The organism is Paenibacillus curdlanolyticus YK9, assembly GCF_000179615.1.
GTDB classification, from domain to species: Bacteria; Bacillota; Bacilli; order Paenibacillales; family Paenibacillaceae; genus Paenibacillus_T; species Paenibacillus_T curdlanolyticus.
Genome location: NZ_AEDD01000003.1, coordinates 31381 through 57449 on the forward strand (window position 1 = coordinate 31381; position 26069 = coordinate 57449).

The window sequence follows — 26069 nt, forward strand, 5'->3', positions numbered from 1 at the left end:
TTTATTAGCCTGCAAATAGAGAAAAGAAAAACCGCAAGGGTCGCCCCTTACGGTTTCTTTTGCCTTATTTCTCGCAAGCGATAAGATCCTTGTCGCGATCGCTTTTTTTGTTGGCATCATAAAGCTCTTGCGAGACATATGGCTTATACTTCGTTTTGCCGCCTTTATTTTTCACGTTCGCTGCCCGCGCTACACCGCCCGGGTAAACTTTGTTCAGCTCGGTGCAATTTTTGTAAGTCGTCGCTTTGGCATCGGCTGTGTCAGTTAAGAGCGTCCCCAAGAACAGAGCTCCAGCAAGCGCGGTTAATGCGATTTTCTTCAAAGTGATCTCTCCTTCTTCGATCGAGCTAATCTACTAATATAATAATAGCAAACTTATGGCATGGATAAGAAGTAAACTTTTGTAAACTAAATGCTAGAGGTTTTTTCTAAAAAAAAAAGCAAGCCTACCGAAGCGACACTAGTTACCGCTATCATTTGTTTAATGCAACTCCACCAAAAGTCTCCTAAGCGTCGGATGGAGTGACTCGAATTTAGAATCGTTTAATTCTTCCTTGGTCACCCAGACATATTCCGAATGCTCGTCGTTAATGGCGAGGCGGTCAATTTGATCAAGCTTTGGCTTGACCAGATACGTGAAGACTAACCGATATATTTCTTCAACCGTGCTTCTCCCTTTAAACGTGCGTTGATCCAATTCTTTTATAAGCTCGACCTCAAGGTTCGTTTCCTCCATTGCTTCTCTATACATAGCTTCGATTGGTATTTCTTCATATTTGACTTTGCCGGATGGCACGCACCATTCGCCCGGCCCTACCTCCACATGCTCCGCCCGTTTGGTTAACAACACTTTGCTTTCGTGCAATATGACGATTTCTACCGCAATTCTGTAATTAGGATGGTTCCTCAACGTAATGCCTCCTCTTGAAATGCCCAAAAACCTATAATGACTAACTGAGTTCTTAACGAATGGCTAGATTTCCTTCTTCCTCCTTTGGACCATCATTCCATTCCGGGTAAAAATAAAAATCGGCGCGGGATTATCCCGCGCCGCCTACTTTATTTCATTCGCATGCCACGCCGACTTCTGACCGAATAGGGCAGAGTTTTATTCCCTATTCGCTCGCCACGCCGACCTCTGACCGAATAGGGCAGATTTATATTCCCTATTCGCCCATAACGCCCACTTCTGGACGGACAGGGCAGATTTCTCTGCCCTATTCACGCGCCGCACCCACTTCTAGCCGGATAGGGCAGATTTTTATTCCCTATTCGCGCGCCGCACCTACTTCCAGCCTAATAGGGCAGACTTCTCTTCCCTATTCGCACACTGCGCCCACTTCCAGCCGGATAGGGAAGATTTGTGTTCCCTATTCGCCCGCAACGCTCACTTCTAGCCGAATAGGGCAGATTTCTGTGCCCTATTCGCGCGCAACGCCCACTTCCATCATTGCTGTCGATCAGCGCTAACCGACTCTCTTGGAAAACAAGTAGTAGGAGTCGCCCTTCTCCTTAATCGATAAGTTGTAAATGACGACGGCCATCACGGATGTGATGACGGCGAGCAGGACAAACAAGGAGTACATCGACTGATCGATGATGCCGTACGTGAACCCGATGTTGGCGATGATCAGCCCCATCGTTCCTTTGGCGTTCATCAGCCCTCCCGCTGCCGAAGCTTCGCGCCAGGAGAAGCCCATTCGGCGCATCGTGAACGAGCAGCCGCCGTATTTTCCCAGCACCGCCATGAAGAAAATAAGGGAAAAAGCAATCAGCATGCCCATGCTAATATTTTTGATATTCATGCTCATGCCAGCGTAAGCAAAGAAAATCGGAACGAACAAAATGTTAACCAGTTCCTTCAGCTTTTCCTCCAGCTTCATATAAGCTGCTGTTCTCGGAATCGACAGGCCAAGGAGAAACGCGCCAAATACGGAATGTACCCCGATATAATCAGCCGCCGCCCCTGTTGCGAGCAGAAGGATGATAACTACTGCGAATAAGCCTGTCGTCAGCTTATGATCTGCACTACGGTCCAACCGTTTGAGAATCGGGCGTACGACGAAAAACAGGACAAGCACGAGACAGAGGCATAAGCCGAGCGAGCCTAGCCCTCCATATGCGCTCTTGGCAGTTGCCAACGATGTTACTATCGCCAGCAAGCACCATGCCAGCGCATCGTCGAAGCTCGCCGCCATCAGAACGAGCGAGCCCATTTTGGTACGAAGAAGCCCTTTTTCCTCTAAAATTCTCGACAATACAGGGAAAGCCGTGACGGAAAACGCAACGCCAAAAAACAAACTGACCGTCAGCAGGCTGGAATCGGTCGTGAGCACGGTCTGGTAGAGATACAATGCCGTCACGACACCAAGGATGAACGGCAGCACCAACCCCGATGAAGCGAGGATGCCGGAACGCGCCAGCTGGCCCCGATTTAGATTTTTGGTATCCAGCTCCAGACCGATTAGAAACATGTAAATGGTAAGGCCGATGTTGCTGATGGCATAGAGCACGCTTTTGACCTCAGGCGTGTACAGATGCGTCATAAAACCGGGAAACAAGGAGCCAAACAGCAGTGGTCCCAAAATAATGCCCGCTACCATTTCGCCAATGACCTGAGGTTGTCCCACCATACTGAACAATTTGCCCACGACTCTACAGCAGATCAAGACGACTACAATTGAAGCTAATACGAGAAACAAAAAGCTCGGCTGCAGATTCATCCACGATCACCACGATTACGGGTATTCTGGAAATTCATCAATATGATCACTCCAATGATACGTATTTTTGAAGCCAAGAAACCGTCAGGAATGGAGATAAAACCTGCGAATGAAATCGCCTTTGCTGCACACATTGACTTTGTTATAAATGCGTTTAATGAACGTTCTGACGGTTAGCTCGCTAATTTTATGTTTAGCGGAGATATACTGAACCGTCTTGTTCTCCAGCCACTCGTACCCGATTTGCTTCTCGCGGGGGGTGAGCTTGTATTGATCAAACTCCGAAAATACTTTTTGCTGCTCCATCATCGCATTCGGCTTCAAATGCTGCTCGATTCCTTGAATGGCTTGAACGAGCACGGGAATGGCAAAATTGGTTTGGTACAATAGATCGAACGTCAAGCCCAGCATGGCTACGATCGTATCCTGATTATAGATAGGGGCGCATAACCCGTAGTTGTTGCAAAATTTGTGCAGCGTGTGCTCGTTCCCTTTGACAACGGACAGCTTATTCGTCTGCTGGCAAAGCGAGGCGGCATTAATGCCGGCCGTATTCACATCAAGCGAGCATCCCTTATGAATGCCGAGCACATGCAGGTTGTCGATCACATTCGAGGTCCCTTCGTAATCGATCACCTGCGCATCGGGCGTTAGCAGCAGGAACAGATGAGGCATCAGCAAGGATCGGCTCAACGGCTCCATCATTTGCCTGAAAACGGCCGTAATCGATTGAAACTGCTCGGCGACGGCCGCGCTTAACGCTGTCGGGCGCTTGTCTGTTCCACCGCCATTGTTTGCTGTTCGATAACATTGATTGAGCTGGGATAGTACGCTCCAGTCCAGGTCATCCACTTCGATCCAAAAACGCTTGTTGTCGGTGTTCAAATCATTAAATAAGCTTTTCATTTGAATGAGTCTCCTTTAATGTTAGAACGTCTCTCGTCTATCAATCGATCCCCTTTTATAATATAGATTTTGGCTTCGACGACCGCCTCTGGAGCCACTCCCTTCAATCTTATGATTGGGGCCAGTCGGCCCCAAATCCGTTTACCATCTTGCCGTTACCATTTTTTTGCGCGTGTAAAATTCAACGCCATCGGGACCATTCACATGCAGGTCGCCGTAAAATGATTTTTTCCAGCCGGAGAATGGGAAGAAGGCCATTGGGGCGGGAACGCCCACATTAACGCCGAGCATGCCAGCGTCAATCGTTTCACGGAATTGGCGGACATAGCTCCCATTCGTCGTGAAGATGCAAGCTCCGTTGGCATAATCAGACCGATTCGCCAGCGCGATGGCCTCCTCCAGCGTATTCACGCGAGCGACCGACAATAATGGCGCAAAAATTTCATCTTTCCAAATCTTCATCTCCGAGGTCACGTTGTCAAAAATAGTAGGACCGATAAAATAGCCCTCCCGCCTCGACTCCGCATCTTGCCGGCCATCCCGCTTCAAGTCCGCGCCTTCATGCTCGCCCGATTCGATATAGCTCACGGTACGCGCTTTATTGCTCTGTCGAATGACGGGCCCGAGGAACGCGCCTTCGTCCAGCCCGTTCCCAATCTGGATCTGGTCGGAGGCTTCGACCAGCTTCTCCACCAGCTGATCGCCGATTTCGCCGACTGCAACGACGACCGAAATCGCCATGCAGCGCTCGCCTGCCGAACCGAAGGCAGCCGTCACGATTTGATTCACCGCTGCATCCAAATCCGCGTCGGGCATTACGATTGAATGGTTCTTGGCGCCAGCCAATGCCTGCACCCTTTTGCCAAAAGCAGCGCCTGTCTTGTACACGTACTCCGCAACTGGCTGGGAGCCGACGAATGAAATCGATTTGACGTCCGGATGCGTCAGCAAGCCATTCACCACATCGTGCGTGCCGTGGACGATATTGAGCACGCCATCCGGCAATCCGGCTTCCATGAATAGCTCAGCCAAGCGGTTAGCAAGAATCGGCGTCCGCTCCGAGGGCTTAAGCACGAACGTGTTGCCGCAAGCGATAGCCAGCGGGAACATCCAGCAAGGAACCATGACTGGGAAATTGAACGGCGTAATCCCGCCTACGACGCCGACCGGATACCGGTACATCCCGGACTCCATATTGGTTGCGATGTCGGGCAATTGCTTGCCCATCATCAGCGACGGAGCGCCCGATGCGAACTCCACGCATTCGATGCCGCGCAGCACCTCCCCGTAGGCTTCCGTGTAGCTCTTGCCATTCTCCTCGGTAACCATGCGAGCGAGCTCTTCCCAATGCTCGACCAGCAGCTGCTGGTATTTGAACAAAATTCTTGCGCGGCGAGGAACCGGCACTTTGCTCCATGATTCGAAAGCCGTCTTCGCCGCTTGAACGGCCTTGTCCACATCATCGATGGAGGAATGCGGGACATGCGCCAATATTTCCTCCGTTGCCGGGTTATACACCGGATCTTTCGTCAGCGACGAAGAATGGACCCATTTGCCGCCAATCAAATTAGCTAACGTTCCGGACTCGGTTAAAATCGGCATTAATATACCCCCATCGGATTGACTGCTTTTTTCATATAATCCAGCATTTCATTGCGGTGGCTGTGCACGATAAAGTGATCGCCTTGGAACAGCTCCAATTGGAATCCCTCACTCGTCTGCTCGCACCAATCGCTTAATTCATTCGGCGTGATCCCTTGGTCATACAAGCCGCCGAAGGCTGTAATCGGGCATGGCAGCGGCAGTTCATCCGTGTACGCATACGTCTCGCAAACTTCCAAATCCGCTCGCATCACCGGCAGGAACATATCCATCAGCTCTTTGTCCTTCAACAGAATTTCCGGCGTCCCGTTAAAATGGCGAAGCTCTTCAATCAAATCCTCATCGCTTAGCCGATAGCGCTCGGTTTTCATGCGAGGCAGATGAGGCGCTTTAAAGGCGGAGACGAATAGATGCGCAATCGGCTTCGCATACGTGCTGCGCAGCTGGCGCGCCACCTCAAAGCCGAGCAATGCGCCCATGCTGTGGCCGAAGAAAACGAGCGGCTTGTCGGCGACCGCCATAATTTCCTTCGCCAATACGGGTACGATCTCGGAAATATGCGAGCACAGCGGCTCAGCGAATCGATTGCCTCTGCCAGGCAGCTGCACGACATGCAGCTCCAGCTCTGCCGGCATGCTAGCCGCCCACGAATCATAGATTCGCGCATTCCCGCCAGCATAAGGGAAGCAGACAAGCCGCATGCGCGCCGCCGGGTTTGGTTTTTGGCATAACAGCCATGAACGATTAATCATCACCGTATTCATCATTCACTATCCTTTCATCGTGTAATTAAGGCTTGGGCTTGCTCGGCCGCGTCGGCTTCCAGCTGCTGGCCGATTTTCTCGGACAGCTTGGCAACCGTCGATCCTCTAAGCAAATCTGCAACAGAGATATTAACGCTCAAGTCTTTCTCCATCTGGTTCTTCAGCTCAATCGCCATCATCGAATCCAATCCATAATCGATCAGCGATTGATCCTGCTGCAGCTGTTGGCTGCTTAGCCGCAGCACTTTAGCGGACATTTGCTGCACATAGCCCACGATTAGCTGCTGCCGTTTCTCAGGCTCGGTTTCTTGCTGGAGAAGGTCCGTGATCTTGCCGGTCAGGGCCACAGCTGTCTCCGCTGCCTGAGCATCCTCCGTTTTCTCAACAATCAAGTCCTTAAGCAATACAGGCGAAGCGCCCATCGGATAGTTTCGTTCCTGTACCGTAGGCCAATCAGCGGCAACGACCATCACTTGAGGAAGGCCTTGGCCCAAAATCTGCTCGAGCGCTTCCAAGCCTTGGTCCGGCTGAATCGGAGTGAAGCCGCGTTTTTTCATATACTCGGCCATCTCGATCGTCCCCATCCCGAGCTCCTCCCACGGTCCCCAGTTAATGCTGTAAGCAGGCAGGCCTAAGGAACGGCGATGATGCGCCAGCGCGTCCAAGAACGAATTGGCAGAAGCATAGCTGCCCTGGCCCGCCGAAACGACAACAGAGGCAATCGAGGAGAACATGGCGAAGAAATCCAGCTCTTGATCCTTAAAGTAATGGTGCAGATTCCATGCGCCTAACGCTTTAGGGCGCAGAACGGTGCGGAAATCGTCGGCACTCATCTGCGTGACCAGCTTGGATTGCAGCACGCCAGCCGCATGAATCACGCCGCGAATCGCAGGCCAGCCTTCGCGCTCGAATTGATGGAGGAACGCATGCAGCTCCGATTCCTCTGCGATGTCCAAACTTGCCACATGGACGCTTGCGCCCAAGCGCTCCAGCTGCCGAACCGCTGCGATCCGCCGTCCTTGCGCGCTCGTTTTGTCAACCTCATGCCATGCGCTTCGTGGCGGCAGTGCGGTGCGTCCGATTAAAATCAGTCGCCGCGCCCCCTGCTTGATCATCCATTTTGCCACCAGCTGGCCCAGATCGCCCAAGCCGCCGGTAATGATATAGCTTGCGTCCGATCGAAAGGCTAGCGGAATCGGGTTCGGGCGCTTCTCTACAGGCAGCAGCCGCGCGACGTACCGCTTTCCGTTGCGAACCGCAATTTGGTCATCTTCATCTGCATGCCAAATCTCTTCCCATATGAATGCGGCATCCGCTGAAGCCTGCTGCTTATCCAGATCGATAATGCCTCCCCAGATATCGCCGTGCTCCTGATGGCCCAGCGATCGCGCAAGTCCCCAAAGGGTAGATTGCGAAACGTTCAATGCGGTTACTTCATCCGTCGATTGAGCCTCCCTCGTGACCAGCCAGAGCTGCGGTTTGCTGTGCCATGCCCATTTTTGCACCGTTTGTACGATATGCAGCGCCGTATTGACCGTCAGCGCCTCCGATGCCAATAAGGACTTCGGCGTGACCGCATGCTCCGCGTCAAGACTCCATAGATGGACAATGCCTCGACAAGCTGCCTTGGAGGAACGGAATACGCCGTTAAACAATTGTTCAAAATGCGCAGGCTGGTTCGGATCAATCGCATACGTATTGCCGTCCTGTTCAAAGCTCGCCGACTCGCTCGCCCAAATCGCGATGCACCGTTCGCCTTGCGCATGCAGTCGGTCCATTAAGGATTGGCCTACGCCTTGCGCATCCATGAAGATCAACCAATTGCCATCGCCTTCCGTCTGGCTTGCCATCGCAGCTTCCCGCGGCAGCTGCCGATCCTGCTGAACCCACTGGATGGCATACAATTGCTGCTCCCTGCCCGGCTCCTGCTCTTCCTGCTCCATCAGCACGGCATGGCATCCCTGAATTTCTAGAATCAGCTGTCCATGCTCGCCAAGCAGCTGGATGTCCCCCTTGATCGATTTTGCATCCTGCTCCTCGACCTTCGCATGCACCCACATGCATCTTTCCATCGGCTGATGGATGACGAGCCTCTCCACTTCAAACGGCAAGTATCGAGACTGCTCATGCTGCCCATTGGCCAGCTGCGTGCAGGTCATCGCTTCGCTTAGCACATGGAAGCTCGAATCGAGTACAGCCGGATGCACCTCCAGCGCATCAATCTCCTGCATGACGCTCGAAGGGATCTCGAAGAAGGCAAGCGCTTCGTTGCAGCTTCTTCTTATTTCCTTGATTAGCGTAGTCGAGCGGGCATGCTCCAGATTAAACAGGATCGATTGATTCAACAGCGTAGGCATATTGACGATTTTCTCGCTGGATTGAACAGCGGTGCGCAGCTTGCCGGTAGTCAGCAGCAGCCATTGCGAATACGCCGGAGCTGATGCGCTATAGACGCTGAACGTTGCATCGGTGGGGTCGATGATGAAGCGAAGCTTCACGGATGCATCGTCGGTCAGGAACAACGGCTGCTTAAACTGAATATGCTCGATCTGCACAACCGCGGATGAATCGTCGACGAGCGAACGTGCCGCAGCCACCGCCATTTCGATATATCCGGCAGCAGGAAGCGTATTCTGGCACTGCAGATAAGCTTTGCTCAGCGCAGACAGCACATCAGCATCGATCACCTTCTCCCAGGTTGGATATGGAGCAGGAAGCCGCTTGCCTAATAACGGGTGATTCTCGACGCCGACGCGATCCAGCTCCGAGGCTTCGGATTCCAGCCAGTACCGCTCGCGCTGCCATGCGTATGCTGGAAGCTTGACGTGTTTGCCGTTCGGATACACATTCGCCCATGCGATCGGATAACCAATCGTATACAAGGCTCCAAGCGCAGTTAACATTGTTCCGCGCTCTGGCTCCCCTCGACGAAGCGATGAAACGATCGTCGCTTGGCAATCGAGCTTAGCTGCACATTCGGCTATCGAGCTTGTAAGCACCGTGTGCGGGCCGATTTCGACGAACATGCTGTAGCCATCCTTGAGCAGCTCCTGCGCAGCTGCCGCAAAATAAACCGGTTCGCGCACATTTTTCCACCAATAGCCCTCATCCAGCTGGCTTCCCTCTATTAAGGCTCCCGTTACGGTTGAATAGAGCGGCAGAGTCGTCGGATGCAGCTCAAGCGCTGCAAGCTTGTCGAATAATTCTGATTTTATAGGCTCCATATAGTGGCTGTGGTAGGGAACGTTAACGCGTAAATATTTGCAAAACACATCTCTGGCTTGCAGCGGAACGACGACGTGCTCCAACGCTTCCGGGTCCCCGACCAGCGTGACTGCATGCGGGCTATTGATAGCGGCAATCGAAATGCGGTCCTCATACCCGCGCAGCAGCTCTACTGCTTCTTCCATCGGGAGCCCAACCGCGACCAGCTTGCCTTGTCCGGTCGTCTTCTGCTGCAAGCGGCTGCGGTGGTAAATGACGCGCACGGCTTCTTGCAGGCTCATCGCCCCTGCGATGTAAGCGGCAGCTACCTCGCCAGCGCTATGTCCGACGATCGCATCCGGCTCGATGCCCCATGAACGCCACAGCTCGACCAGACCGACTTGCAGGGCAAAGTTTGCCGTTTGGGCCACTTCTGTATCGCCCATACGCGATGCTGCTTCGTCGGCCAGCATCTCTTCCAGCAGCGACCATCCCGTATAAGGCGTCAGCAGCGCATTAATATCATCCAGCACCTTCTGGAACACAGGCTCCTCCCGGTACAGCTGCTGGCCCATTGCCCACCATTGCGGCCCCATTCCCGTAAATACAAACGCCATTTTGGGTAAAGCGTGACCCTCATCGTTCTTCGCACTGCCGCCCGCATGGCCTGCGATCATCCCTTGGCGGGCTTCGTTCGCGGCAAACGCCTCCAGCGATTCCACAAGCTCTTCCTTGGATCGCACGACGACAGCGAGTCGATGATCATGCTGGTCACGCCGCTTGCTTGCGGTATACGCAATGTCATCCAACGACATCTCCGGCCGCTCCAACTGGGAGGCAACTGCCGATTTCAAAGCATTCGCGTTGGCAGCCAGCGCTTGCTCGCTGCGCGCGGATACAGGAATGAGATAAGCCGAATGCTGCCTGTTCGCCTGCGTGTCTTCGGTTGCGCGTACCGGCGCTTCCTCCAATACGACATGCGCATTCGTTCCTCCAAAACCGAAGGAGTTGACGCTGGCGATAGCTTGGCCATTTGTCCTCGGCCATGGCGTCACCTTATCCGAGATTCGAAGCTTAAGCGCTTGGAGCTTGATTTGGGGATTCAGCTGTTTCAGATGGAGATGCGGAGGAATTTCTTTATGCTTCAAACTCATCACCGTCTTGATCAATCCGGCAATGCCCGCTGCAGCTTCCAAATGGCCGATGTTCGTCTTTACGGAGCCGATATAGCACGCCTGATCGTCCGGCCGCAAGTCCGAGATCACGTTGCCGATCGCCGATGCTTCAATCGGATCGCCGACAGCAGTCCCCGTGCCATGCGCTTCGACATACTGCACTTCGTACGGCGCCACGCCAGCACGCTCGTAAGCTTCACGCATCAATGCCTCCTGCGCCTCTCCGCGCGGCACGGTAATGCCTGCGCTGCTGCCGTCCTGATTAACGGCCGTTCCTCGGATGAGCGAATGGATCGGATCGCCGTCTGCAAGTGCTTGCGACAATGGCTTAAGCACAACAACGCCTGCGCCTTCTCCCCGCACATAACCGTTCGCGCTCGCATCGAACGTCTTGGACCTGCCGTCAGCGGACAGCATTCCGGGCTTGGATAGCGCAATGAAATAATCCGGCTTCAGCATGACGTTAACTCCGCCGGCTAAAGCAACGGCGCTCTCGCCGGACCAAATGCTCTGGCAAGCCATATGTACGGCTACCAGCGAAGAAGAACAAGCGGTGTCGAGCGCCATGCTCGGGCCGCGAAAATCGAACGCATAGGAAATCCGATTGGCCAGCAATGTCATCATGGTGCCGGTTGCCGAATGGGAATCCACCAGATGACGGTTATGCTCGGAAAACTGCAGCAATTGGTAATCGAGCGTAAAGCCGCCCATGAACACGCCCGTCCTGGAGCCTGACATCTCGCTCACGATCTGGCCGCCGTCTTCGAGCGCTTCCCAGCATGTTTCCAGAAGGAGCCGCTGCTGCGGGTCCATCATGGATGCTTCGCGAGGCGAGATGCCGAAAAACCGGGCATCAAACTCGTCGATCTTATCGAGGAAGCCTCCCCATTTGGCAGCGGTCTTCCCTGATTTGGAGCGCGTAGGATCATAGTAAGACGAAATGCTCCAGCGGTCGCTCGGCACTTCTGTTATCGCATCAACACCTGCCCGAAGCATCTCCCAGTACTGCTGCGGATCGCTCGCTCCTCCAGGAAAACGGCAACCCATCCCAATAATTGCGATCGGCTCACGTGCTTGCACATGCTTATTCATCAGCTTCCTCCTCACATTTACTCAAAATTCAAACCTAATTTCTATAAAATCACTTAATCACTCTTTCGTGTAAAATAACCGTTAATTTATTGTTTTTTGAATTATTTAACGTATACTCTAGAAATAGATTCGTGTTCAGCAACGTTCTTAAATTCGAGCCACTTCTACTGCGAACACCATTTTCTTCAGCTCAATGGTCAAATTTTCTACGATTCATACGCGTTTTCTCCCTTTCTCGCCATTTTGATACAAAACGTAACCCAATGATACCACACCAAAAATGATTTTCAATTATTTATTTTATATAGAATAAATTGTCGAATAACGTAGTTAAATATTTTTCTAAAAATAGTCTATTATCTGGTTGCGCTAGTCGAAATTAGATGCTATCATGATTACGTAATCGATTGGACGATAATTGACCCTGTGGGACTTTTATCGTCCCGTATGGAGGGATGAGCTCACTTTACTTCACCTGCTGATGTCTCGCTGATGTCTGTAATTCAAAACCAAAACCAAATTGGAGGTAATTAGAATGACTACAAAAGTTGGAATCAATGGATTTGGACGTATTGGCCGTAACGTGTTCCGTGCTGCATTTAACCGTGACGATGTTGAAATCGTAGCTGTCAACGATTTGACGAACGCAGAAACGATGGCTCACTTGCTCAAATATGACTCCATTCAAGGTGAGTTTCATGCCGACGTTGAAGCGAAGGACGGCAATCTCTATGTAAACGGGAAGGAAGTAAAGGTGTTCGCTGAACGCGAGCCTGCTAACCTTCCTTGGTCGAATTACGGGGTTGAATTGGTCATTGAATCGACTGGTCGTTTCAATGATAAGAAAACAGCTGAAGCCCATATTACAAGCGGCGGTGCGAAGAAGGTTATCATCTCTGCGCCTTCCAAGAACGAAGATATTACGGTAGTTCTCGGCGTTAATGAGGATAAGTACAATCCTGCGATGCATGATGTCGTATCCAACGCTTCCTGCACGACTAACTGCTTGGCTCCGCTCGTTAAAGTTATTCATGATAAGTTCGGCATTAAACACGGCCTTATGACGACAATTCATTCCTATACGAACGACCAACCGGCTCTCGATACGCCTCACTCCGACTTGCGTCGCGCTCGCTCTGCCGCGTTGTCGATTATTCCAACGACTACAGGTGCCGCTAAAGCAATGGGGCTGGTAATGCCTGAGCTTAACGGCAAAATCCATGGCTACTCGATGCGGGTTCCTACGCCAGTCGTATCTGCAGTCGACTTCAGCTTCGAAGTATCGCGCGAAGTGACCGTAGATGACATCAACTCTGCTTTGAAAGAAGCAGCGGAAGGCCCACTGAAAGGCATTCTGGGTTACAGCGAATTGCCGCTCGTATCGAAGGACTACCTCGGCAACCAGTTGTCCTCCGTGATCGACGCATTGTCGACGATGGTAATCGACGGCACGATGGTGAAAGTTGTCTCCTGGTTCGACAATGAATGGGGCTACTCGAACCGCGTTGTAGACCTTACGGCCTACATGGCAGAGAAAGGTTTGTAAGCTTTAATCCCAGCCTGACAGCACGAGCAAGCGCTGATCAGGCTGGTTTTTTTAAAATAAGTTTTTAATAACGACCATCAAATGGTTTACGCAAATACCGAAGCATACTTCTGTTTGTTCAGCAGCTCCAAGAACTCGGTTTCCTTCGCTTTAGCCGCGTTGGCTTTGTCCGTGATCCGTTTTACGTCAAGCTTGCCGCTGAAGCGGAACTTATTCGCAACGAAACGAACAGCCTCAATTGCCGCTACCGTTTCCTGCAGAACAGGAATCAGCTCGCTAGTCGGATTCGTGTATTGGATAAAGCGCAGGAAGTGGTTACGGGAGCCAACCAACGTCGACAGCAGATGGAACACGATCTCATGGAACGCCTCTGCATCCGCAAAGCTTTGGATGATGCTTTCATCTTGCAGCAATCCCGGAATTTTCGTATAGACAGCAAAATCGTCGTTAAAGTTTTCCAGCCAGTTGGCATATTTGGCTTGGAACGCTTCCTTCGCTTCCTTCTCCCTCAGCGTACTGAAGTCGAAAATCGTCATCCGGTCTTTCGCCAGCACGTTAACGCCGCCCTCAGTTCCTTGGTTCTCGATATACTCCTTCATGACCTTATGGCTGATGTCGTAGTGCATGAACTCTTGTCCGCGCTGTACGCCGTCGAATACATCGTCGAAGATCTTGTAGGTTCTTCCCTCTGGCTTCTCTTCGTAAGCAAACGCCGGGATGGAGTGCACGATTTCAACCTTCTGGTACGTATTTTGCTTGTAATCCAAATACCAAGCCGCTCCATACAAGAACACCACTTGATGAGAATCGATCAGGCGCGGCAGCAGCTCATCTACGATATCAAAGCTTGATGTCGGGTACATGAACGTGCTCACGCCAAGGAGGTTAAGATCCGCTTCCGGAAGCGTTTTTTCCAAATACAGATAACGATGAATCCGTTTCTCGAACACGTTCTGATAAACATCGTCCGAATTCTCATAAGCGTTGTACAGCAGCAGGTCGACAGGCAGGTTTTTTGCAGCCAAATAGCTAAAAATCTGATTTTTCCGGCAATTCAAGTACTGGTCAAACTTATCAATTTTTACGATATCCATTAATAACACCTTCCGTTGCTCTAATTTTATTTACGAGGCACTGAATTGCATGACATTGTCCCCGAAACACCAGCGTGCTTCTCTCTCGGTTACCAGATACTGCAGGTAAGCATACGTCTCGACTAGTTTCAACTTAAACAGATGGGGCTTGCCCACATACGACGGGAATAATCTTGTACATAATGCATAAGATGATTGCGTCCCGCTTCTCAACAACACTCTCACTGCTTCCAGCTTGTCCATATGATAGCGCAGCACCTCGTCACATCGCTCAGCGAAGTTAAGAAGCGTGTGCATATGGCCTGGCCACGCCACCTTGACCGGCAACTGCTTTTGCAGCTCAATGCTTTGAAGCAGCTCCAATAGCGGGTTGCGATCAATGCCATTGATGAACGTAAGATTAGGCATCATGATAGGTAAAATCTGATCCCCGCAGATGAGCAATCCGCCTTGTTCATCATAGAAGCTGACATGTCCGCGGGTATGGCCTGGCGTACACAAGGCGCGCATCCATCGGTCCCCAACCGGGACTAAATCCTCATGCTGAATGTAGTGGACATCGCATGGGTGTTTCTCGCATATCTGATTTTGCGAAGATAGGCTATCCGCATCACCTCCCAGTCTCTTACACCAGTTGTTGATGTACTTCCGGTCATTCTGATAGGACCATTCCGCCTCCATATGACAGGTTTTCGACATCCACACCTCAGCATTGGAGCGCTCCTGCAGCCACCCCGCCAACCCGTAATGATCCGAATGATGATGCGTAACGTAAATGTGTTTCATGTCCGCGTAGCTGATCGTCAGCCGCTTCGTAAGCTCATCCCAACGCTTCTTGTTCACCGGGCTGCTCATGCCGGGATCGACAACGGAATACCCGTCTTTCCCCTTGAACAAATAAGCGTTCACCCATTTGAGCGGCCCTTCAATATCCAATCTGATGCGCCAGGCATCCGGAGCTAGTTGTTTATAGATCATGCCGTGCCAGCGAATGGTTCGCGGTTATGACGTATCGAATATAACAAGAGGATGCGAGCACCTCCACTGCCGGTATCGCTTGATCGGGCAGGTCCAGCTTGGTTGACAACTTAGGCTCTGGCCAACGCTCGCCAGCCCGAAACCCGATGCGCTCAACCGAAGCGAGCTTGTTGATCAAGGCATGCCGCTGCGGCTCGCCTTCATTGATGGCGACTACTACATGCATCGAAGCCAGATCGATATGTACATGGAAGTCATGCCACTGCAATGCCGTATAGCAGCCTATCGGATCAGACGCTTCGCCCTGGCGCAGCTGAATCGCCCCCTCCTCTTCAAAGCAGATGCTTATCAGGCTGCTCGATTTGCCATCCAAAATTTGAACGGCTAACGGCTGCCCTCCCTTCCATACCGGCATGATCGAGAACTGGATATCCACGCTGGTGCTCGCAGGGAAAATCCTCTCCGCTTTCGCCCAATCGGAGGAATTATTATTCTGAATCCGCAGCGCGTAAGCCGAGGAGCTAGGATCCTTCCCAAGCTCAATCTGCGCGAGATGCGGAATATACAGATTCCAATCATCCAACAGGCTCTGCTGATGGGCATAGGCATCGAATCGATCATGGACAGGAGCAGGGTTAGCGTATCGAATGGGCACCGGAATGCGAGAAACCCATATATCTTCCTTGTTCATGCTATAGGAGAGCCACAAGCTTCGAAGATACTCGCTTCCCACCTCAAGTCCTTTCACATAGTTGATGCCAAAAAACTTGTAGTAGCCTGCATATCGCCGAACAGGCACCTCCCCCTGAACAAGCCCGATATTGGCGTAGTTGACGCCATCGCTGCTCGTCAGAATGGCGAGCGGCCAACGATGCTCATTCATGGGACTCGCGTTGTAGACGACAGCATAGGTTTGATCCGACAGCTTCTGGCCCCAAATCTTGCTGCCTGCCGTATTTAATGAAGGAATATCCTGCACGTCGCTCCAGGATTCCCCGTTATCCTGACTGATTGCGCTTTTTCCCCATTTCCACAAGCCGACAATGGACTGGTCGCCGATGCGGTAAGCTGACATCGCCTTATAGCCTTTGACAGGATAATCGCCATCCGGGCGCTGCTCTTCCTCCCACCACTGCATTGTGACCAACCGGTCGGCCAAGCAGCTATCGCATGCTTCGACAAAAGCCGCGTCCCTTGATTGGATATAATGCGGAAAAGTCGTATTCGATTCGTCCCAGCCAGCATGCCGATTATAGCGAATAAAGTAGATTGGCCCCAATGAGCCGTCCTTGCCGATCTCGCGCACGACTCGGCCGATCCCTTGCCCGTTGTTCGGCATGACCGAAGGCTCAGGACTTATGCCGTAGAAGCCCAGCGTAAGAAATTTGCCATTGGGCGCGAGGTAGAAGCCCATCCGATGATGCATGACGGAATAGGATTCCCCTGCCGACAGATCCGAATCCTGCTCCCGAGCTTGCATGCAGTACGTCGGGAATGCAATGCGCGGATCGCTCCAATTCCGGCCATTGTCAGACATCGTCAGCATGGCCCGGCTCGGCGGCATATTCTCGCCGACCGGATTGGCGATATATTGCAAATAAAATTTGCCGTTCCAGAACGCCATTGTAGGGGCATTGTGAAAGGTCCAGCCAGGACCGTCCTCGATGTCAGGCACAGCGCGATCCGCGTGGATCACCTCATAATGCTTGGCTCCGATGACCGGGCGCAGGTTGCCGTGATGGGCATTAATATCGACTTCGCTTTTCACATCCACATGAATCATAGCCTAGCTCTCCCGACTCTTATCAGCATGGTATGCAATCGAGGAAGCCCATTAAGCATTGCTTCTCGGACTGCGCTATAACGCGGAGGGAATCATCGATTTGCTGCAAAATAACATCCTTATGGTTCGCTTCGTACTTGATCAAATCATTCCGCAATTTCATCAATTGCTTCTCGAACGCCTGATAGTGCAGCATCGATTCCGATGCAAGCGCAACGCCATGCCCATGATAGCCTTGCAGCCGCTTATGCATCAGCTTCTTATGCTCCGCAAGAATATGAAGATAGGCGATATTCGGCACGACCAGCTCGTGTCGTTCGGCCAGATTTCGGATCGATTGCCGAAGGCTTGCATACACCTGCAGGCCATATGACCGTTCAAGGCCAGATTCGCCGATATGTTCAGCGCCGGCATTGTCGGAAAGCAGATACCGATTCAGCTGCTCCCGAATATCGATCAGATCAAAAGCGGATTGATCGAACGGCTTGGCTTTCAATAAATAAATCGTAGGCGTATCGGAGTGCAGAAATCCGTTTGCGATATCGGAATGAGGAACCACGGACTTCTCGAACCTGCGGTTTCGATTAAAGCCTAGAATATGAAACTGCCCGTCTTCATCGCCATAAATGAGTGATTCCTGCACGACATGCTTCTTCCCGGAGAAGGGATTATCCGACACGTAAAATTTGTCTACATATATATAGACGTAACGATGCAGCGCGATCGCTTTGCGAATGTAGCTCGTAACGTCACTGCCGTACATCCCCGCCATCGAGATGGCTTCGACTTCGAATGCATCGGTGTAGCATTCCGGATGATCCGCATGGGCAAACCGCAGCTCGGCAATTCCCGTACGATCGACCTGCTCCAGCGTATGCGACTGAAGCTGGACGAATCGGCTCATGATCCAGGACTGGGCATGGCGGTCGTTCGCATCGATAAGGCTCAGCGGAAAAGCGTAATACATTCTTCCATGAATAATAGGTTCAAATATAGGCAAAATGTTCGCGGCCACGAAAACTCCCCTCTATTCCCAAATAAATGGAATGCTGCTTAATCGCTCTTCAATCTCGTGAATGATTCGATCCTCTTCCTCTTCGCTATCCGCGACAAACGTGACGGAAAACCGGACGTTCGCCCCTACCTCATCCCATGGCACCGTTGAAATCAATTGCTCCCGAATGAGATATTCCGAGAACTGCTCAGCCGACGTAAATTCTGGTCCGCCCGCTATTCCCTTCGGAATTTCTACATATAAGAAGAAAGCTGCTTTCGGCTTCCGGGCGTTAAATCCGACCCGATTGAGCGCTTCGACCAATTTGCCATGCCGCCGCGAATACTTTTGTCCCGTCAAAACCGTTAATTCCGGATGATTCAGACAGTACACGCCCGCTTTCTGAATCGGAATAAATTGTCCGGAATCGCAGTTGTCCTTCACGTGAGCGAACGCTTTGACAACAAGCTCGTTGCCTGCCACGAAACCGAGGCGCCAGCCGGTCATATTAAACGATTTGGACAAGGAATGGATCGAAACGCCGATTTCCTTAGCCCCGGGCACAGACAGGAACGACAAAGGCTGTTCGCCTTCGAACGTTAACGCGGCATAGGCCTCGTCTGAGACGACAATGATCTGATTCGCTTGGCAGAACTCGACCACGCTCTCGTAAAATTCCCGGGTCGCCGTCGCGCCGGTCGGATTGTTCGGGTAATTAATGTAGAGCAGCTTAGCCCGCTTCCGTACGTCCTCCGAAAGAGCCGACAGATCCGGCAAGTAATTGTTCGCTTTCGTTAATGGGAGATGGACAACCTCTCCGCCCAGCCATTGCGTATGGGTAGCCATCACCGGATAGCCGGGCGTCGTCATTAACAAGATATCGCCGGGATTGATAAACATGAGCGGGATTTGGGACAAAGCGGATTTGGAGCCGATGCAGTGGTTGATTTCGGTAGCAGCGTTCATCCCGGTAATGCCGAACACCTCTTGCAAATAATGAGCGGCCGCTTCCTTGAATTCGGACATGCCGTTATCGGAATAAAACCGATTGTCCCGCTTCGCCGCCTCTTCCGCCAGCACTTGAACGACAGCAGGGTCAGCCATCCAGTCCGGCTCGCCAAGCCCCATGTCGATCAGCTCGCGATCCGGAAATTTGGCCTTCGCCTCGTTTTTCGCGCGCTTAATCTTCTCGAATTTATACACCTTCGTATCCAGCCCGAATGTACTGCCGCCAATTCGATTGGCGAATGCATTTTGAATCGTGCTTTGCGTAATCACCGACATATTAGCACCTATTTTCTATTCGAATTGAGGAAGTCTTCAACGAGCTGCTTCCGTTTGATTTTGCCGACGCCGCTGCGAGGTATTTCGGAGATCGCAATGATTTTTTGCGGCAGCTTGAACGGCGCGAGATATTGCTGGCAGTAAGCAATAATAAGGTCCAAATCAAAATTCGCATCCGTCACGATGTAAGCAACCGGGAACTCGGTCGTCTGACGCTCGTTCATCACCCCGACGACGGCTGCATCGCGGATAAATTCCAGCTTGAGCAGCACGTTCTCGATCTCGACAGGATCTACCTTCTTGCCCGCGACATTGATAAGATCCGATGTTCGTCCGTTGATATAGAGATAACCGTCTTCCAGATAACCTTGATCCGACGTCTGGTAATACCCGTCTGGCGTGACTTGGAACTGGGCTTCGCCCTTGAGATAGCCTTTGGACATCGATTGGGATTTGATATGCACGAAGCCCGTGGCCCCATCCTCAAGCTGCTTGCCCTGCTCGTCGACGATTCGGAAGGAAACGCCTGGTACCGGAATCCCTTGCGATAACGGCTTGCTGCCGTCATTGAAGGTGCACGGACCGCATTCGACGATACCGTAATAATCGCAAATATCGAGACCGACCTTCGCCGTGAACGCTTCTTTGATCGCATGATGCAAAGGCGCCGACGAGGATAAGCAGAGCCTTAACCCATGCTGGCTGTTGCAAAACTTCGATTGGTTCAGCAGATCGTAGACGACCGGGAAGGCGACCAAAATGGATATGTTATGGTTGCTGACGATTTCCCAGATCGATTTTGGCGTAATTTGCTTCTGGATATAAAGGGTAGCGCCCGACAGGAATACAGCTAGGAAGGAGGTATTGAAGGCCAATCCATTATGGAATAAAGCCGTGCATAATACGTTGTCCTCCTGCGTAATGCGGGTCGCCTTCGCCCAGTTTAATCCGGCATTCACGATCGCTTCTTCCGTGAACATCAGGCATTTCGGACGGCCTGTCGTACCGGAGGAAAACCGGCAGGTTGCCACATCGGACAGCTGCTCCAGCAATGGCGAGGTAACGGACAGCTCTTCGGGCAGCAATTGCTCCACGCATAGCTCGTTGTTCGCGGTTAGGCTAACGATAGCTGGAATGTGATAATAGTCGCATAGCGAGTTCATTTCATCGCGGGTGAAGGTGTGATCGATGAGCATCGGGAGATACCCTTCGAGCAGCAGCCCGTAATACGTGAATAAATATTCCGCGCAGTTTTTCATGCTGAGCCCTACAGGCCCCTTCAGCGGCAGCTGCTCTTTCAGCCACGCGCCTCGAGCGGTGATATGCGCCCACATTTCCTTGTAGGTATACGCCTTTTGATCGTATTGAATGGCGATCCGATCGCCATTTTCCAGAACGGAGCCGTACAGCTTGGAAATAATCATGCTTTGCGAAATGCCCGTTTCATTCGTGAGCGTATCCACGGCGCCTTCCGCAGGCGTAGACTGATTCAAATAATATCGGTCCCGCTTCAACGGGTTCGCTTGATCGCTTTCCATGCCTAATGTCCCTGCATAAATGATTTCCATATGCGCGGGCAGCTCCATGAAGATTCTTGCATCGTCGTCGTAATAGCCGCCGATCGCTGAATAGCTCATCTTATACTCGAGCGACTTGATGTATAAATTTTGGCTTAGGAGGCCTGACTCGATCAGCTGTTTCTGATAGAGATAGAAGTCCGAATCGGAAATCGCGGAATGATCGATTGCGAAGAAGAACAGGACGGAAGAATCATAGACGAATTGTTGGTCAATACAGAGCTTGGTCGAGATTTCTCTGAATTCTCCTGCCTTGATCAGGCTTGGAGCTCCATCTATTCGATAAACGCCCGGCTGCATATTTTCTACAGCGTGAACGATGGCATACGTTTTGATTTGCAGCTGCTCAGATTGAAGATACTGCGCCAAGCTCATAAAATCAGTATAGGATAACTCGGAATTAGTATAGCGGGCGCTCGACCTTCTTTGATAAAGGAGGTTAATCGTATCCTTATACCCCCACTGCCCGGGCACTTGATACTGCTGCACCCAATCGTCGGACGGCTTCTTGATCGACCGGTTCACTTTATCCTGATAATTCAGAATCGCCGTCCAGTCGAACGCGAGAGCCCCTTGATCGTTTTGCCCGGAAGTCGCGGTTGCCAGCTTCGTATTGGTATCCATCGTCCGCTTCCGGTCTTTCTCCTGCTCTTCGTTATTCGGAATGTTGACGGCGATGACGGCGAACGGCTCCTCGAAATTATCGATCGACAGCAGCGTTCTCAAGTAGTTCGCCTTGCACACGGTATAAGCGGAGAAGTCTAATCCCAAACTCTGCAGCACCAATTGGAAGTTCGATAAGACATGGCCCGTCTCAATCATGCCGAACCGGTAGCCGCGATTGGAATATTTCCAACAGCTGCGCCAGTGGTAGGCTGTAATAATGAAGTAAAAATCAGCATCCTGATGCTCTTCCAGCAAAGATTCGTTCAACAAATACATCGAATCTTGATTGTTCACCTTATAGAACGAATGATTCGGAATGGAGTAGTAGTAAACGCCTTTGTCAACTCCGTCCAAGCGTGAGGAAACGAGGTAGATTTCCATTGGATAACAGCCGCCTGCCGACGGATAGGACAGCAGGATTTCGGATTGATGCCCATAAAATTTGACCGAGCTCATTCCGAACGAAGGCAGCAATATTTTTTCCAGCAGGTTCGTCCCGTTCGTAAAACAGATGTTTTCCAATTCATCATTATAGAGGGATGTCTTTAAGCGGAAGTACGGCGTGTTATAATTCTTGAAGCGCTCAGGCTTCGGACTCTTGCTCGCTCGGCTGCCAATGTACTCATATCCCTTGTAATTTTGGAAAATTCTAAGAAGGTCATCTACGATCGCTGGAGAGTTGATCACAGGCCCGTCCTCCTTGATTCATTAAAATGATGATCAACCTTCCTGCACCAATAAGCCCAATATTCTCGAAGCGCAGTCGTCCCGAAAATAATTTTTTTCTTCATCTTTACTTCATGAGCTTCCGATGAACCATACGGAACGCCTGTCGATTCCGCTAGCAATTGCAGCTTGCAAGCATTCTCCAATGCGATTGCCCAGCATACCGTCTCCGGTATCGACTTGCCAGCCGCTACGATGCCGTGATTTTTGAGCAGCATCGTATTGCTTTTCTGAAGCGCCTTCGCCACCTCTTGGGCAATTCCCTTATTCGTCACCGTATTCGTCGTTAATGTAAATCGGGTCGTATCGATGATTGGCGTCGCATCATGCGTGACAGCCTTCAGCTCAAGCGCAGTCGCACTGAAGATCATGGCATACGGGGGATGAGAATGAATGATGCAATTCACATCCTCCCTTGCCCGATAGGTTTCGGTATGCAATGGCCACTCCGCTGGAATGACCCCTTCGCCCGCAATCCGATTGCCATCCAGATCGATGTTTATGAAATCGTCATGGGTCGTTTCTTCCCAGCCCATAAATGCCCGTCTGATCCAGATCGATTGACCGTCCCGGAACGAAATCTGTCCATTATTGATGTCGTTATGGCCTTCCAAATATAGGATTTTGGAACCGTACACCATCTCATCGATGAAGGCTACCTCACTCTTCTCTTTCACCTCGTTCGCCATTGGCCACCTCTATATCGACAAAGTCATATTTTGATTTCCGCTCTCCACATAGTGCTGCAGCGCAGATAATTGATCGAACACTTCCGAGCTGACCTCTTCCACATCGATGTTCAAATCAAAATTTTCTTCTATTAATACGACGAGACGAATCTTTACTAGAGAATCAAGACCCAGCTGCTTGATGGAATCGCCTACACGCTCCAAGTCCTCCATCGTCACGTTGTGATCAGAAGCTTCAATAATAAGCTCCTTCAGAAGGCTGCGGGTATCCATAATATCCCTCCAATCTGTTCGATACTCCCTATAATCTTCGCGAGCCCTCCCCCCAAGGAAGGACCCGCGAAGTGTTTCTTCATTAAACTAGCGTTAAGCTGCCGCTTGAGCTGTTTTCCATGTCGAAGTACAATTTGCGATTCCGTTCCGGTCCGATTTTCGTGCCCCACTCGACGATATCAAGCAGCGCTTTGCCATCCATTTTGGAAATATAGTGGCGATCCGGGTTTGTCAGCTCATACTGCTCTGGCACATAGTCGATTTCCGAGTACAGCTGATAGATTCGCGTAATCGCGGATTCTACATCCAGCTCCTCGTCGCCTACGGCTTCCAGGATCGATGCCACTTTATCGAAGAGCTCTTGGAATTCCGGCAAATCTCCGCAGAGGGAGCCGACGAATGGATGCTGCTCCAACTGCAGCAAGCCTTCCTTGTCGCCCTTGTAATATTTGGACAGTACTTGCGTGAATCGCAGGGACGTATACGCTTGGCCCAGCGTCCAAACTCTGTACCATGCATTCCACAGCTCGAAGTTGCGGAACGCAATGTACGAGCAGTTAACCAGACGATCATTCGTATCGAACGACTTCGAAATGATGTCGCCGACACGGCTGAACCGTTCAACGTTAAAGTCGTTTTCTTTCGTTGCATCAATCAGCTGCTGAGCGAGCGAGAAGATCGTCTCGGACGTGATTGCGAGGCCGCGCGAGAACAGCGGATCGATGAAGCATGCGGCATGCGCCATCAAGCAGTAACGATGGCCGATAACCGAATGCGCCGAATATTGCAAGCGATTCACCTTCACCCAGTCGCGAACCGGCTTCGCATTGGCGAACTGTTTGGCGATATCCGGGAACTTGTCCAGGAATGCGGCGAACATTTCTTCCGGCGGCAGGTTGATATCGAATGGCAGCTTGTCCAGCCGCTTATGATCGAATTGAAGACCTACGCTTACGAGCGGATTTTTCGCGTCCTTATGGTTGTTGAACGGAATCACCCACAGCCAGCCGCCATCAAAAATATGATGGAGAGTGCCCTTATGTAATGGGCTTGGAATGTCAAGATCGCCTTTTTTATAAAACTCGTCCAACGGCGCCACATCGATCATATGGGTGAAGATCGAACCCGTATTCGCCTTCATCCGCGTCGGCTCCTCGCGAAGACCCTTCTGTTTCGCAAGAACGGACTGCATGCCGCTGCCATCGACCAAAAACTTCGCGTAGAACGTGCCTTGCGAGGTTTCGATAATGACTTGATCCTCTTCGAACGTGAGGTTCGTCACCATCGTTCTTTGCTTAACGACCGCGCCGTAGCGAACCGAAACCGCGTGCAGATAAGCATCCGTATCCTGACGATAGAGATGCGCCTCAGCGCCATACGGGATATTCGGAACAGGCAGCTGCGTCATTTCTTTCGGGTTTTGCGCTTCGCCCGGACGTTGATACACGAACGAGAAGTTGCGTTTGATCCCGCACATGGAGGAGATATTGTCGCGAAGGAGCGGCAGCGTGCTGCAGTTCATAATCTCCGGTACGTCATAGCGCTCGGCGATCGAACGCATGTAGAAGGAGGTCGTCGGAATCATCGATTCGCCGATCGCGAACTTCGGATGCGTGCCGCCGTCCAGTACCAACGTCTTGACATTATGTCTTGCCAATACGGCTGCGAGCGTGGCTCCGGCAACGCCGGAGCCAATAATTGCGACATCAAAGAACTGCTTTTCCATTAAGTAATCCCCTCTCATCGATTGACAGCTACAGACCTTTGCAAGGTATCGAATGCTGACTCTTCATCATTTTTTAGTAAATCGCATTTGTTTTTTAGCTTTGAGAGATCCAACTTTCCTGTCATATTTTTCTTAATTAGCGAATAGCGAATGGACTCCAAATAGCCGGTAATTCGATCAAACAATGCGATGGTTTCCGTGCTAATGGCATCAATCCGTTGAAGGAATTGCATGAAATGCTTTCTGGAGCCAATAAGAATGGTAATGAATTGAAGTAAACGGTCATCCTGCTGCAGGGGTTGGTCAATGCTCGCATTCGCAATAAGATCCGGAATTTCGGTGTACAACTCAAAATCCATACTTAAATGGCTTAGCATTTGTTCAAAACGGGGATAAAAAATCGATTGCAAATAAGGCTTGTCGCTGTTGAAATGGCTCTCGTAATAAATCACGTCCCATTTCGATTCCAAGGTCTCATGCGAACCAAAGTCAAATTCATTATCATAAAAGGAGGATATCGTTGCTGCATCACATTCATAGGTGATGTAGTCCCTGCCGCTTCGATAAACATCGGCATCGTAGATATCATCCCTTACGTAATAGTGACCGGTCCCCGGGTTAATCCCGCAAAGGACGATGGAATGCAGCTCGTGGCGGGTCATGTACGTGTTTTGCTTGTAGGGAAGTCTGTACCCATCCCCGAATAACAAAGCCACATCATTGCGTTTGAAAATCTCGGACAATTCGTCTTCGATTGCGTTGAACTGAAGCGCGTGGATGCGGTGCGTCTTAATATCGAGCAGCTCGAGCTCATCCGCATTGGCTACCTTATCCAGATACAGATTTCGGTTCATGCCCTGCTCATAGATCGATTGGAAAATCTCCTTCGGCTGCTCATACGCGCCATAGAACAGCAGATCGATCGGGATACCCTTCGTGTGCAGATAGCTTAAGGACTGGTTTCTTCTGCAATTCAGGTACTGATCGTTCAAATCGTATTTCGTAATCATTCCCTTATTCTTCTTCCAGCTCGCTAATCAGCTGGCTGATTTTGCGAATGCTTGAGAAATGCTCAAGGCGGACAACGTCTTCGTCAAAGCTACAGCCAAACTCTTCTTCCAGCAGCACAATCGTTTTAACGATTGCGATCGAATCCAAGCTGATCTCGGCATCCGTGCTCAGCTCCAAATTAAATTCAGATTCGACAACTCTTTTCACCACAGAAATAATCTCATCCATACCAAGTTTTACAGCAGTCGCCATTTAA

Annotated in this window: 19 protein-coding genes; 1 reads left to right on the forward strand and 18 read right to left on the reverse strand. The window is 51.1% G+C overall.

Annotation, left to right across the window (positions count from 1 at the left end; all coding sequences use genetic code 11):
* Positions 1-64: 64 nt before the first annotated feature.
* The 7 genes from PAECUDRAFT_RS05930 to PAECUDRAFT_RS05960 all read right to left on the reverse strand — a co-directional run bounded on the left by PAECUDRAFT_RS05930 (position 65) and on the right by PAECUDRAFT_RS05960 (position 11466).
* Positions 65-322: an excalibur calcium-binding domain-containing protein gene (locus PAECUDRAFT_RS05930; protein ID WP_006037215.1), complete on the reverse strand. Its 258-nt coding sequence runs from the start codon at positions 320-322 to the stop codon at positions 65-67.
* A gap of 159 nt (positions 323-481) precedes the next feature.
* Positions 482-910: an NUDIX domain-containing protein gene (locus PAECUDRAFT_RS05935; protein ID WP_006037216.1), complete on the reverse strand. Its 429-nt coding sequence runs from the start codon at positions 908-910 to the stop codon at positions 482-484.
* A 556-nt stretch (positions 911-1466) separates the two neighbouring features.
* On the reverse strand, positions 1467-2723 hold the full coding sequence (locus tag PAECUDRAFT_RS05940) for a cation:proton antiporter (RefSeq protein ID WP_006037217.1): 1257 nt from the start codon (positions 2721-2723) through the stop codon (positions 1467-1469).
* 84 nt (positions 2724-2807) lie between these two features.
* The gene (locus PAECUDRAFT_RS05945) at positions 2808-3629 is read right to left on the reverse strand and encodes a helix-turn-helix transcriptional regulator (RefSeq protein ID WP_006037218.1); all 822 of its coding nucleotides are present in this window, start codon (positions 3627-3629) and stop codon (positions 2808-2810) included.
* A 141-nt stretch (positions 3630-3770) separates the two neighbouring features.
* Positions 3771-5231: a CoA-acylating methylmalonate-semialdehyde dehydrogenase gene (locus tag PAECUDRAFT_RS05950; RefSeq protein WP_006037219.1), complete on the reverse strand. Its 1461-nt coding sequence runs from the start codon at positions 5229-5231 to the stop codon at positions 3771-3773.
* The gene (locus PAECUDRAFT_RS05955) at positions 5231-5998 is read right to left on the reverse strand and encodes a thioesterase II family protein (RefSeq protein WP_040711769.1); all 768 of its coding nucleotides are present in this window, start codon (positions 5996-5998) and stop codon (positions 5231-5233) included. The genes PAECUDRAFT_RS05950 and PAECUDRAFT_RS05955 overlap by 1 nt, the downstream gene beginning before the upstream one ends.
* A gap of 11 nt (positions 5999-6009) precedes the next feature.
* Positions 6010-11466 (reverse strand): type I polyketide synthase, encoded by a 5457-nt coding sequence (locus PAECUDRAFT_RS05960; RefSeq protein ID WP_006037221.1) that lies wholly within the window; start codon positions 11464-11466, stop codon positions 6010-6012.
* A 535-nt stretch (positions 11467-12001) separates the two neighbouring features.
* Between PAECUDRAFT_RS05960 and gap the strand changes: the two genes are divergently transcribed.
* A complete protein-coding gene (gene gap / locus PAECUDRAFT_RS05965; protein WP_006037222.1) occupies positions 12002-13012 on the forward strand; it encodes a type I glyceraldehyde-3-phosphate dehydrogenase in 1011 nt (336 codons plus the stop codon).
* 86 nt (positions 13013-13098) lie between these two features.
* On the opposite strand, the gene PAECUDRAFT_RS05970 is transcribed toward gap, so the two are convergent.
* The 11 genes from PAECUDRAFT_RS05970 to PAECUDRAFT_RS06020 form a co-directional block, all read right to left on the reverse strand.
* Positions 13099-14106: a hypothetical protein gene (locus tag PAECUDRAFT_RS05970; protein WP_006037223.1), complete on the reverse strand. Its 1008-nt coding sequence runs from the start codon at positions 14104-14106 to the stop codon at positions 13099-13101.
* A 30-nt stretch (positions 14107-14136) separates the two neighbouring features.
* Positions 14137-15084, reverse strand: coding sequence for an MBL fold metallo-hydrolase (locus tag PAECUDRAFT_RS05975; RefSeq protein WP_006037224.1), 948 nt, complete (start codon positions 15082-15084; stop codon positions 14137-14139).
* Positions 15074-16867 (reverse strand): sialidase/neuraminidase family protein, encoded by a 1794-nt coding sequence (locus tag PAECUDRAFT_RS05980; RefSeq protein ID WP_006037225.1) that lies wholly within the window; start codon positions 16865-16867, stop codon positions 15074-15076. Before PAECUDRAFT_RS05980 ends, PAECUDRAFT_RS05975 begins: the two co-directional genes overlap by 11 nt.
* Positions 16868-16889: 22 nt before the next feature.
* Positions 16890-17882: a hypothetical protein gene (locus tag PAECUDRAFT_RS05985; RefSeq protein ID WP_006037226.1), complete on the reverse strand. Its 993-nt coding sequence runs from the start codon at positions 17880-17882 to the stop codon at positions 16890-16892.
* 12 nt (positions 17883-17894) lie between these two features.
* Positions 17895-19145, reverse strand: coding sequence for an LL-diaminopimelate aminotransferase (locus tag PAECUDRAFT_RS05990; RefSeq protein WP_006037227.1), 1251 nt, complete (start codon positions 19143-19145; stop codon positions 17895-17897).
* Positions 19146-19153: 8 nt separating this feature from the next.
* Positions 19154-22075 carry an AMP-binding protein gene (locus PAECUDRAFT_RS05995; protein WP_006037228.1) on the reverse strand — a complete coding sequence of 974 codons (2922 nt, stop codon included), beginning with the start codon at positions 22073-22075 and terminating at the stop codon, positions 19154-19156.
* Positions 22072-22803, reverse strand: coding sequence for a class II aldolase/adducin family protein (locus PAECUDRAFT_RS06000; protein WP_006037229.1), 732 nt, complete (start codon positions 22801-22803; stop codon positions 22072-22074). The genes PAECUDRAFT_RS05995 and PAECUDRAFT_RS06000 overlap by 4 nt, the downstream gene beginning before the upstream one ends.
* Before the next feature lie 9 nt (positions 22804-22812).
* Positions 22813-23076, reverse strand: a complete 264-nt coding sequence (locus PAECUDRAFT_RS06005) for a phosphopantetheine-binding protein (RefSeq protein ID WP_006037230.1) — start codon at positions 23074-23076, stop codon at positions 22813-22815.
* Between the two features lie 82 nt (positions 23077-23158).
* The gene (locus PAECUDRAFT_RS06010) at positions 23159-24802 is read right to left on the reverse strand and encodes an NAD(P)/FAD-dependent oxidoreductase (RefSeq protein ID WP_006037231.1); all 1644 of its coding nucleotides are present in this window, start codon (positions 24800-24802) and stop codon (positions 23159-23161) included.
* A 14-nt stretch (positions 24803-24816) separates the two neighbouring features.
* Positions 24817-25812 (reverse strand): hypothetical protein, encoded by a 996-nt coding sequence (locus tag PAECUDRAFT_RS06015; protein WP_006037232.1) that lies wholly within the window; start codon positions 25810-25812, stop codon positions 24817-24819.
* 4 nt (positions 25813-25816) lie between these two features.
* Positions 25817-26065, reverse strand: a complete 249-nt coding sequence (locus tag PAECUDRAFT_RS06020; protein WP_006037233.1) for a phosphopantetheine-binding protein — start codon at positions 26063-26065, stop codon at positions 25817-25819.
* Positions 26066-26069: the final 4 nt, after the last annotated feature.